Genomic DNA, 11,073 nt, shown 5'->3' with positions numbered 1-11,073 from the left:
CGACCTTGTCGCCGACCTTGACCTTCAGTTCCTTGACAGTGCCGGCGTGGCTGGACGGGATCTCCATGCTCGCCTTGTCCGATTCGACCGTGATCAGGGACTGGTCGACCTTGATCTGGTCGCCCGGCTTGACCATCAGCTCGATGACTTCGACTTCCTTGAAGTCGCCGATGTCCGGCACAGTCACTTCGACGATACCGCCCGCTGCGGCAGGGGCGGCGGCAGGCGCCGGTGCGGCTTCGGCGGCCGGTGCGGCGGCGGCAGGCGCCGGCGCGGCAGCTTCAGCCGCAGGCGCGGCGCCGGCGCCGGCTTCTTCCAGCAGCAGCACCAGCGAACCTTCGGCGACCTTGTCGCCGACCTTGACTTTGATTTCCTTCACGACGCCGGCGTGGCTCGACGGGATTTCCATGCTGGCCTTGTCCGACTCGACGGTGACCAGCGACTGGTCGACCTTGATGGTGTCGCCCGGCTTGACCATCAGCTCGATGACTTCCACTTCCTTGAAGTCGCCGATATCGGGGACTTTGACTTCCACAATGCTCATAGTGTTAGCTCCAAATTATTCTTTGAGTTAGCGCCTGAACCGCCGCCCCGCATGCGCAAGGGCGGCGGCTTCGAGCATTTACTGGGTCACAGGATTCGGCTTGTTCTGGTCGATGCCGTACTTCTGGATCGCCTGGCTCACGACGGCGCGGTCGATCTTGCCTTCGTCGGCCAGGGCGCGCAGCGATGCCACGGTGATGTAGTAACGGTTCACCTCGAAGAACTCGCGCAGCTTGACGCGCGAGTCCGAGCGGCCGAAGCCGTCGGTGCCCAGCACCTTGTAGGTGCGGTCCTTCGGCATGAAGCCGCGGATCTGCTCGGCGAACAGGCGCATGTAGTCGGTGGTCGCGACGATCGGGCCGGCGGTGTTCTGCATCAGCGAGGTCACGTAGGGCACGCGCTGCTCGGCGTCCGGGTTCACCATGTTCCAGCGCTCGCAATCCTGGCCGTCCCTGGCCAGCAGCGTCAGCGACGGAGCCGACCAGACGTCCGCATCGACGCCCCAGTCGTTCTTCAGCAGCTCGCTTGCTGCGATCGACTCGCGCAGGATGGTGCCGCAACCGATCAGCTGGACGCGCTTCGCGCTGTCCTTGCTGCCTTCGATCGCAGCGCCTTCCTGCAGCAGGTACATGCCCTTCAGGATGCCCTCTTCCTGGCCCGGCTTCAGGCCCGGGTGGGCATAGTTCTCGTTCATGATGGTGATGTAATAGAACACATCTTCCTGCTCCTGCACCATGCGGCGCAGGCCGTCCTGGATGATCACCGCCACTTCATGGCCGAAGGTCGGGTCGTAAGGGATGCAGTTCGGGACCGTGGCCGCGATGATGTGGCTGTGGCCGTCCTCGTGCTGCAGGCCCTCGCCGTTCAGCGTGGTGCGGCCGGCGGTGCCGCCCATCAGGAAGCCGCGCGCACGGATGTCGCCGGCCAGCCAGACCAGGTCGCCCACGCGCTGCATGCCGAACATCGAGTAGAAGGTGTAGAACGGGATCATGGTGCGGTTGTTCGACGAGTACGAGGTCGCCGCGGCGATCCACGAGCTCATGCCGCCCGCTTCGTTGATACCTTCCTGCAGGATCTGGCCGGCCTTGTCTTCACGGTAGTACATCACCTGGTCGCGGTCGACCGGCTCGTACAGCTGGCCCTGCTGGTTGAAGATGCCGATCTGGCGGAACAGGCCTTCCATGCCGAAGGTACGCGATTCGTCGACCAGGATCGGCACGATGCGCTGGCCGATGCTCGGGTCCTTCAGCAGGCTGGTGATGACGCGCACGTAGGACTGGGTGGTCGAGATCTCGCGGCCTTCCGCGGTCGGCTCGAGCACGGACTTGAAGGTCTCGAGTGCCGGTACCACCAGGTTTTCATCCGCCTTGGCGCGGCGCTGCGGCAGGTAGCCGCCCAGGGCCTTGCGGCGCTCGTGCAGGTACTGCATTTCCGGCGCGTCGTCGGACGGCTTGAAGAACGGGATCTCGGCCAGCTTGTCGTCCGGGATCGGGATGGCGAAGCGGTCGCGCATCTCGCGGATGGCGGCGTCGTCCAGCTTCTTGGTCTGGTGCGCGGTGTTGCGCGCCTCGCCCGACTTGCCCATGCCGAAGCCCTTGACGGTCTTCACCAGCAGCACGGTCGGCGAACCCTTGTTCTCCTGGGCGTTCTTGAACGCCGCGTAGATCTTGTGCGGGTCGTGGCCGCCGCGGGTCAGGCGCCAGATGTCGTCGTCGCTCATGTTGGCGACCATCTTGAGCAGCTCCGGGTGCTTGCCGAAGAAGTGCTTGCGCACGTAGGCGCCGTCCTTGGCCTTGTAGTTCTGGTATTCGCCGTCGACGGTTTCCATCATCACGCGCTGCAGGATGCCGTCCTTGTCCTTCGACAGCAGGGCATCCCACTGCGAGCCCCAGATGACCTTGACCACGTTCCAGCCGGCGCCGCGGAAATCGGCTTCCAGTTCCTGGATGATCTTGCCGTTGCCGCGCACCGGACCGTCCAGGCGCTGCAGGTTGCAGTTGACGACCATGACCAGGTTGTCGAGGCGCTCGCGCGCGGCCATGCCGATCGCGCCCATCGATTCCGGCTCGTCCATCTCGCCGTCGCCGCAGAAGACCCAGACCTTGCGGTTCTCGGTGTTGGCGATGCCGCGTGCGTGCAGGTACTTCAGGAAGCGCGCCTGGTAGATCGCCATCAGGGGGCCCAGGCCCATCGACACGGTCGGGAACTGCCAGAAGTCCGGCATCAGTTTCGGGTGCGGGTAGGACGACAGGCCCTTGCCGTCGACTTCGCGGCGGAAGTTCAGCAGCTGCTCTTCCGAGATGCGGCCTTCCAGGAAGGCGCGCGCATAGATGCCCGGCGAGGAGTGGCCCTGGATGTACAGCAGGTCGCCGCCGTGCTCTTCGGTCGGGGCGTGCCAGAAGTGGTTGAAGCCGATGCCCAGCATGTTCGCCAGCGAGGCGAAGGAGGAGATGTGGCCGCCCAGGTCGCCGTCGGCACGGTTGGCCTTGACCACCATCGCCATCGCGTTCCAGCGCATCCACGAGCGCAGGCGCTCTTCGTATTCCAGGTTGCCCGGGCAGTTCACGTTCAGGTGGGCCGGGATGGTGTTGACGTAGGCGGTGTTGCTGGAGAACGGAATGTGGGCGCCGCGGCGGCGCGCCAGGTCCACCATGCGCTCCATCAGGTAGTGGGCGCGCTCGGTGCCTTCATGTTCGATCACCGCCTCCAGCGCATCCAGCCATTCCTGGGTTTCGATGGTGTCGGGGTCGTTGGCAGCTTGTGCCGTCAACTGGTCGAGTTGAGCTGACATTAATGCGTCTCCTAAGATTTGGCGCCCCGACCTTCCTGTGAAATGGCTGGTGGCGATTGGTGAAATTTCAAATATCTGAAAATAAACTCTTAGATTCTACCAGTGGGTTCTGTCTTTTTCAAATTGCGATATGTGATTTCATATAGTGAAATTCCATGCTGCAAGTGCACAATTTCCCCTCTGAAGCTGCTTATCAAGCCTATAACGAAGCGCGGCGCCGATGCGCTGGATCGGCACCCTCTTTTGGCAGATCAGCGCGAATACTCAACGATTTGAGCGCCTAAATATGACAATGCCTGGACCGGTGCGGCGCGCGATACGGATGGCGGCCTTATAATTTCATTTTTGCCTAGCCGTGAGCCTACCCATGCCTGCCCAGAACATCGACGGAGTCCTCCTTTCCCAACAACTGCGCGGCGAGATCGCCCAGCGCGCCGCCAAACTCACCGCCGCCGGCCGACAGCCCGGCCTGGCGGTCATCCTGGTCGGCGAGGACCCGGCGAGCCACGTCTACGTGCGCAACAAGGTCAAGGCCTGCGGCGACGTCGGCTTCCACTCGGTGCTGGAAAAGTACGACGCCGACCTGAGCGAGCAGGCCCTGCTGGACCGCATCGCGGCCCTCAACGCCGACCCGAGCATCCACGGCATCCTGGTCCAGATGCCGCTGCCGAAGCACATCGACCCGAGCAAGGTCATCGAGGCGATCGCCACCAGCAAGGACGTCGACGGCTACTCGGTGCTGTCGGCCGGCGAACTGGTCGCCAACCTGCCGGGCTTCCGCCCCTGCACCCCGTACGGCTGCATGAAGCTGATCGAAACCACCGGCATCGACCTGCGCGGCAAGCATGCCGTCGTGATCGGCCGTTCGAACACCGTCGGCAAACCGATGGCCCTGCTGCTCTTGCAAGCCAACGCCACCGTCACCATCTGCCATAGCGCGACACCGGACCTGGGCATGTACACCCGCCAGGCCGACGTGGTGGTGGCCGCCGTCGGCCGCCGCAACACCTTGACCGCCGACATGGTCAAGCCGGGCGCCGTCGTGGTCGACGTCGGCATGAACCGCGACGACGCCGGCAAGCTGTGCGGCGACGTGGACTACGCCGGCGTACGCGAAGTCGCTTCGCACATCACCCCGGTGCCGGGCGGCGTCGGTCCGATGACGATCACCATGCTGTTGATGAACACCGTGGAGTCCGCGGAACGCGTGCACTCCAGTAGCCAACACTGCCCCAGCCAGGCAACGGGAATGGAACCGAAGCCCGGCGTGGCCTGAACCCTCAAAAGGAACCCCATGACCATCGACACCAGCAATCCCCTCCTCGATTTCTCGGGCCTGACCCGGTTCGACCTGGTCAAGCCGGAGCACGTGACGCCGGCCATCGAGCAACTCATCAAGGATGCCGCCGAGGTCGTGGCCAGACTGGAAGCGCCCGGCGGCAACGTGAGCTGGGACAGCTTCGTGGTGCCGCTCGAGGAAGCCACCGAGCGTCTGGGCCGCGCCTGGGGCGTGGTCAACCACCTGAACCACGTGGCGGACACGCCCGAGCTGCGTGCCACCTACAACGAGAACCAGCCGAAGGTCATCGAGTTCTGGACCTCGGTCGGCCAGAACGAGGCCCTGTTCGCCAAGTACAAGCAGCTGCGCGCCAGCAGCGAGTACGACAGCCTGAGCCCGGCGCGCAAGCGCATCGTCGAGAACGCGCTGCGCGACTTCCGCCTGGGCGGCGCCGAACTGCCCGAGGATAAGAAGGAACGCTTCGCCGAGATCCAGGAACAGCAGTCCGCGACCTCCACCCGCTTCTCGCAGAACGTGCTGGACGCCACCAACGACTACAAGCTCCTGGTCGAGAACGAAGAAGAACTGTCGGGCATCCCGGACGACGTCAAGGCCGCCGCCCGCGCTTCGGCCGAAAAGGACGGCAAGGCCGGCTGGCAGTTCAGCCTGCACTTCCCGTCCTACTACCCGGTGCTGCAGTTCTGCGACAACCGCGCCTTGCGCGAAACCATCTATCGCGCCAGCAGCACCAAGGCCTCGGATGCCGGCACCATGTTCAGCAAGGCCGCCGAGTGGGACAACACCGCCAACATCGTCAAGCTGCTGCAGCTGCGCCATGAAGAAGCCCAGCTGCTGGAGTACGCCAACTTCGCCGAGGTCTCGCTAGTGCCGAAGATGGCCGAGAGCCCGCAGCACGTGGTCGAGTTCCTCGAAGACCTGGCCAAGCGCGCCCGCCCCTTCGCCGAGAAGGACCTGGAAGAGCTGCGCGCCTTCGCGCGCGACGAGCTGGGCATCATTGATCTGCAATCCTGGGACGTGGCCTACGCTTCGGAAAAGCTGCGCGAGCAGCGCTATGCCTTCTCCGAGAAGGAAGTGAAGGAATACTTCCCGGAGCCGAAGGTCGTACAAGGCCTGTTCACGGTCATCCAGGAGCTGTTCAACGTGCAGATCAAGGCGGACGAGGCGCCGGTGTGGCATCCGGACGTGCGCTTCTTCCGCATCGAGCGTGACGGCCAGCTGGTCGGCCAGTTCTACCTCGACCTGTATGCCCGCGAAGGCAAGAACCAGGGCGCCTGGATGGACGACGCGCGCGGCCGTCGCCTCACCACCGGCGGCATCGTGCAGACCCCGATCGCCTACCTGACCTGCAACTTCACCCCGCCGGCGGTCGTGGATGGCAAGCAGCAGCCTTCGCTGTTCACGCACGACGAAGTCATCACCCTGTTCCACGAATTCGGCCACGGCCTGCATCACATGCTGACCGAAGTCGAGGAGCTGTCGGTGTCGGGCATCTCGGGCGTGGAATGGGATGCGGTGGAGCTGCCGTCGCAGTTCATGGAAAACTTCTGCTGGGAGTGGGACAAGCTGCAGCAGATGACTGCGCACGTGAAGACCGGCGAGCCGCTGCCGCGCGCGCTGTACGACAAGATGCTGGCGGCGAAGAACTTCCAGTCCGGGATGATGACGCTGCGCCAGGTCGAGTTCTCGCTGATCGACATGCACCTGCATTACGACTTCGACCCGAAAGCCGAGCGCACCGTGCAGCACCTGATCGACGACATCCGCAAGCAGTTCGCGGTGATGATCCCGCCGTCCTTCAACCGCTTCCAGCACTCCTTCGGCCACATCTTCTCGGGCGGCTATGCGGCCGGCTACTACAGCTACAAGTGGGCCGAGGTGCTGTCCGCCGACGCCTATGCGGCCTTTGAAGAGGCGCTGGAGTCGGGCCAGCTGCAGGAAACCGGCAAGCGCTTCCAGCAAGAGATCCTGGCAGTGGGCGGTTCGCGTCCGGCGCTGGAATCCTTCCGCGCCTTCCGCGGCCGCGAGCCTTCGATCGACGCGCTGCTGCGCCATAGCGGCATGATCCAGGCCGGCACTGCGCAGGGCGGCGCGAGCGCCTGATGTTCCAAGGGGCGGCCTTGCAAGCCGCCCCATTCTTTTACAAGCACCATGACGCGCATCGACTTCCATACCAACATCCCCGACAAGCTGGCCTACGCCTGCCGTCTCGCACGCAAGGCCTATGCCGCGAAGGCCAAGCTCGTACTGCTGGCCGAGGACGCCGCGCAGGCCGAGGCCCTGAACACGGCCCTGTGGACGGTGTCAAGTACCGACTTCATCCCGCACGTGCCGGCCGGCGACCCGCTGGCGAATGAAACGCCGGTCATCGTCACCTTTGATGAAAGCATCGCGCTGCCCCATCATGAGATGCTGGTCAACCTCACCCGCCGCACGCCCGCTACACTGGAACAGTTCGCGCGCGTGTTCGAGATCATCTCGATCGACGAAGACGATGCCGCGGCCGGGCGCCGGCGCTACGTCGCCTACAAGAAGCAGAACTATCCCCTGACCCACTTCGTCGCAGGACAGTCATGAGCCAGAACGCCCCATTCGACCCCAGCATCCCGGTACTGACCGAAGTCGTCGCCGAGCCGGTCGCGCCCGCGCCGGAGCCGGAGCCGGTCGCCGAACAGCTGGAGCGCCGCGCCAACGAACGCTGGACCGGCGAGGAATGGAGCGTGCTGGAGCGCCGCGTCACCGAGCGCGTGCTGCAGCAATTGCAGGGCCGGGTCGACTTCGTGCTCGAGCAGCGCGTGCGCGACGCCATGGCCGACGCCATGCAGCGCACCCTGGAAAGCTTCACCGCCGACCTGCGCGCAGGGCTGCATGAAGCTTTGGGCGAGATCGTCAGCCGCGCGGTGGCGCAGGAAATCGACCACCTGAAAACGCTGGGTAAATAACCGGCCGGTCCACCCCATGCCCCACGGTTTCCGACGTACGACAGAGTCCGTAGGTATCCGCTAAGATTGCAGGCTCTGCAATCATTCACTCTCCCTTGTGAACCGAAAGATCCTGATCGCGGCGCTTACGGGCGCAGGCGTCGCCATTGCCGGCGCCGTCCTCTACTTCACCGGCACCATTGAGCGCAGCCCTGGCGCGCTGGCCGTGTTCACGCCCAAGGCGGCGAAGACGATCCCGTTCTGGCCGGCGCGCGTCACCACGCTGGCCGGCGACGGCATCCCCGGCGCGGTCGACGGCCCGGCCGCGAGCAGCCGCTTCGACGATCCCTTCGGCGTCGCCCTCGACAGCCAGGGCAAGGTCTTTGTGGCCGACGCCGGCAACAGCAACCGCATCCGAACGATCGCGCCGGACGGCAGCGTCGCCACCTTCGCAGGCAGCAAGGAAGGCTTCGTCGACGGCAAAGGGACTGCGGCCGCCTTCCACACCCCGTCCGCGCTGGCCTTCGACCACGAGGGCAACCTCTACGTGGCCGATACCGGCAACCATGCGATCCGCAAGATCGCGAAAGACGGCACGGTGACCACGCTGGCCGGCAACGGTACGCGGGGCGAGCTGGATGGCATCGGCCGCGCGGCCCGGTTCAACGGCCCGGTCGGCCTGGCGGTGGACGATGCCGGCATCGTCTACGTGGCCGATACCTACAACGACCGCATCCGCCGCATCGGCCGCGACGGCAACGTGACCACCATCGCCGGCAGCGGCAAGCCCGGTCTTGCCGACGGCCTGGCGGCAGCGGCAAGCTTCGACACCCCGAGCGCCCTCGCGGTGACGACCAACGGCACGCTCTACGTGGCCGATACCGGCAACAACGCGATTCGCCGCATCGCCACCGACGGGTCGGTGACGACCATCGCCGCCCCCGCCGAGGGCGAGCGCCGTGCGCCGCTGCGCCGCCCGGTCGGGCTGGCGCTCACCCGCGACGGCTACCTGTACATCGCCGCCAGCTCGGGCGGGCGCATCCTGCAGCTCACCCCGGAAGGCGAATTCCGTCCGCTGCCGGATGCCGACGTGCCGGCCTCGAACGACGGCTTCGGCCCCGACGGCACGGTGCAGCTCTACGGCCCGCGCGGCATCGCGGTCGAGCGCGACGGCAGCCTGGTGGTGGCCGATGCCCAGGCCCACCGCCTGCACCGCCTCGCCAGCCCGCGTCCCGACGAAGCCGCGCCCGTCCGCCCGCAGCCGGTGGCGGTCGCGCGCAAGGAACCGATGCCCTGGCCGGTCGGCCCGCAGGACATGGTGCACGAGGTAGTCGGCGTGATGGGCGAGGTGCGCGGCAGCTACAACGGCGACAGCCGCGACCACTTCCACGCCGGCCTCGACGTGCGCGCCGACGTTGGTGCGAAGGTGCTGGCGGTATTCCCGTCCAAGGTCTCCGACCCGTACGCCAACTGGGGCTTCGATTCGCTCAGCGAAGGCATCAGCGTGGGGCCGCTCTCCTACATCCACATGCGCGTGGGCCGCGACACCCGCGGCCGCCCGCTCGATCCGCGTTTCCAGGTCATGCTGGGTACGCGCGGCAAGGCCGAGCGCGTGCGCGTGCCGCGCGGCACCCGTTTCGCCGTGGGCGACCCGCTCGGCACCATCAATGCGATGGCCCATGTGCACCTCGACTACTACCAGGGTGGCGCGGTGGTCAATCCGCTCAGCCTTCCTTTCGTCGGCTTCCTTGACACCGTCGCGCCGCGCATCAACAGCATCGCCCTGTTCGACAGTAGCGGCAAGCGCCTGCGTCCGCCGACCGGAACCCGCAAGAACCCGGTACTGGACAAGCGCCTGCGCGTGCCGCGCTCGCTGGGCGAGGTGAACATCGTGGTCGACGCCTACGACCAGGTGGACGGCAACCTGGCGCGGCGCCGCCTGGGCCTGTACAAGCTCGGCTACCAGCTGCTACGCGCCGACGGCACGCCCGTGCCCGGTCATGAGCGTCCCCTGATCACGCAGGTCTACGACCGCCTGCCGCGCAACCCGGACGCGGTCAAGGCCGTCTATGCGCCCAACAGCGGCATCACCGTGTACGGCAGCAAGGCCACCCAGTTCGCCTATGCGCTGCACAGCCGCCTGCGCGATGGCGAAGTCGAGACCGGCAGCTGGCAGCTCGGCGACATCGCGCCGGGCGAGTACATCCTGCGCATCTACGCGGCCGACTACGCCGGCCAGGTGGCGCTGGAAGGAAGGGATTTGCCGCTGGTGATCGAGTAAGCCTCTGCTATAGTTGGCGCACCCCGACAGTCACGAAGGAGCATCGCATGGACGCATCGATGTTGCTGATGGCATTTTCCGGCGCTTTCGTCGGATCGCATTTTCTCCTGTCGCACCCCTTGCGCCGCCCTCTGGTGAAAGCCATGGGCGACAAGGGTTTCCTCGCGCTGTACTCCCTCGTGGCCTTCGCCACACTCGGCGGGATGGCCTGGGCCTACCCCAGGACCCCGGCCGGGGCGCCGCTCTGGACCGTCGGCGACGGGCTGTGGGCGCTGGCGACAGGCCTGATGCTGGGTGCTTCCGTCATGCTGCTCGGTTCGCTGGTGCGCAACCCGGCCATGCCCGGCGCCACCAATGCGGCCAGCGCGCAGGCACGCGGCGTGTATGCCATCACCCGGCATCCGATGCTGTGGGCATTCGCCATCTGGGGCATGGTGCACATCCTGGTGTATCCGGTGACGAGGAATATCATCGTCGCGCTTGCCATCATCCTGCTGTCCCTGCTCGGTGCAGCGCTGCAGGACCGCAAGAAGGCCACGCTCGATCCGCAAGGCTGGCCAGCCTGGGAGCGGCGTACCAGTTATTGGCCCTTCGCGGCGATCATTCAGGGCCGAGCGCGCTTTGGTGGATTTGGCGCCCATGCGCTCGGCGGTGGCCTGCTGGTGTGGCTGCTGGCGACCTGGGCGCACATACCGCTGGCCGGACGGGCGGCGGGCATCTGGCGCTGGTTGATCTGAATTTTCTAGATTCTCCCGCACCAGCGCGGAACATGTCGGTGGCGCGGGCCCCACCGACATGGTGCTGGCGCTCGCGCTGTCCAAACAGGGCATCCGGGTCTACATCGTCATCCAGGCCGACGGGTCCGGCACGACCTCACGCGCCATGGCCAGCCTGGGGCTAGTCGAACTTAGTATGCGCGTAAGCGTCGAATCATGACTATGGAAAGCACATTGGGCGTTGGACACGCAGCGAAACTGCTAGGAGTCACGGTCAAGACGCTGCAACGCTGGGAGCTCGAGGGGCGGCTGATCCCGGTGGCGCGCATCGCCATCGCCCGCCGGCGTTATACCGAGAGCCAGCAGCGTGAGGCGCTGGAGAGTAAGCATGCTGTTGGCGCACCGGATCAGAATTGATCCTACGCTTGAACAGCGCGGCTATTTCGCGCGCGCTGCCGGTACCGCCCGCCGGGTCTGGAACTGGGCCCTCGCCGAATAGCAGTGCCAGGCTGCCGCTGGCGGAT

At 65.7% G+C, this 11,073-nt stretch carries 10 protein-coding genes; 8 read left to right on the top strand and 2 right to left on the bottom strand.

Annotated features, from left to right (window positions below):
* Positions 1–544, bottom strand: a 544-nt coding sequence (locus B2R83_RS04940) for a biotin/lipoyl-containing protein (RefSeq protein ID WP_292038713.1), incomplete at its 3' end; no start/stop codon positions are given.
* Positions 545–622: 78 nt separating this feature from the next.
* Positions 623–3,334 carry a pyruvate dehydrogenase (acetyl-transferring), homodimeric type gene (gene aceE / locus B2R83_RS04935; RefSeq protein WP_292038710.1) on the bottom strand — a complete coding sequence of 904 codons (2,712 nt, stop codon included), beginning with the start codon at positions 3,332–3,334 and terminating at the stop codon, positions 623–625.
* Positions 3,335–3,701: 367 nt separating this feature from the next.
* Here aceE and folD point away from each other — a divergent pair, with 367 nt between their 5' ends.
* The 8 genes from folD (at position 3,702) to B2R83_RS04895 (ending at position 11,048) form a co-directional block, all read left to right on the top strand.
* Positions 3,702–4,610, top strand: coding sequence for a bifunctional methylenetetrahydrofolate dehydrogenase/methenyltetrahydrofolate cyclohydrolase FolD (folD, locus tag B2R83_RS04930; protein ID WP_292038707.1), 909 nt, complete (start codon positions 3,702–3,704; stop codon positions 4,608–4,610).
* 18 nt (positions 4,611–4,628) lie between these two features.
* The gene (locus tag B2R83_RS04925; RefSeq protein ID WP_292038704.1) at positions 4,629–6,734 is read left to right on the top strand and encodes a M3 family metallopeptidase; all 2,106 of its coding nucleotides are present in this window, start codon (positions 4,629–4,631) and stop codon (positions 6,732–6,734) included.
* Between the two features lie 48 nt (positions 6,735–6,782).
* Positions 6,783–7,208, top strand: a complete 426-nt coding sequence (locus B2R83_RS04920) for a DNA polymerase III subunit chi (RefSeq protein ID WP_292038701.1) — start codon at positions 6,783–6,785, stop codon at positions 7,206–7,208.
* Positions 7,205–7,573: a hypothetical protein gene (locus B2R83_RS04915; RefSeq protein WP_292038698.1), complete on the top strand. Its 369-nt coding sequence runs from the start codon at positions 7,205–7,207 to the stop codon at positions 7,571–7,573. Before B2R83_RS04920 ends, B2R83_RS04915 begins: the two co-directional genes overlap by 4 nt.
* Positions 7,574–7,670: 97 nt before the next feature.
* Complete coding sequence (locus B2R83_RS04910) at positions 7,671–9,833, top strand: NHL repeat-containing protein (RefSeq protein ID WP_292038695.1); 2,163 nt, start codon at positions 7,671–7,673, stop codon at positions 9,831–9,833.
* Positions 9,834–9,880: 47 nt separating this feature from the next.
* A complete protein-coding gene (locus tag B2R83_RS04905; RefSeq protein ID WP_292038692.1) occupies positions 9,881–10,570 on the top strand; it encodes an NnrU family protein in 690 nt (229 codons plus the stop codon).
* Between the two features lie 195 nt (positions 10,571–10,765).
* Positions 10,766–10,966 (top strand): MerR family DNA-binding transcriptional regulator, encoded by a 201-nt coding sequence (locus tag B2R83_RS04900; RefSeq protein ID WP_292038689.1) that lies wholly within the window; start codon positions 10,766–10,768, stop codon positions 10,964–10,966.
* On the top strand, positions 10,938–11,048 hold the full coding sequence (locus tag B2R83_RS04895) for a helix-turn-helix domain-containing protein (protein ID WP_292038687.1): 111 nt from the start codon (positions 10,938–10,940) through the stop codon (positions 11,046–11,048). Before B2R83_RS04900 ends, B2R83_RS04895 begins: the two co-directional genes overlap by 29 nt.
* Positions 11,049–11,073: the final 25 nt, after the last annotated feature.

Source organism: Massilia sp. UBA6681 (assembly GCF_002454935.1).
In the GTDB taxonomy this organism is placed as follows: domain Bacteria; phylum Pseudomonadota; class Gammaproteobacteria; order Burkholderiales; family Burkholderiaceae_D; genus Telluria; species Telluria varians.
This window is presented reverse-complemented; position numbering and strand designations above follow the sequence as displayed.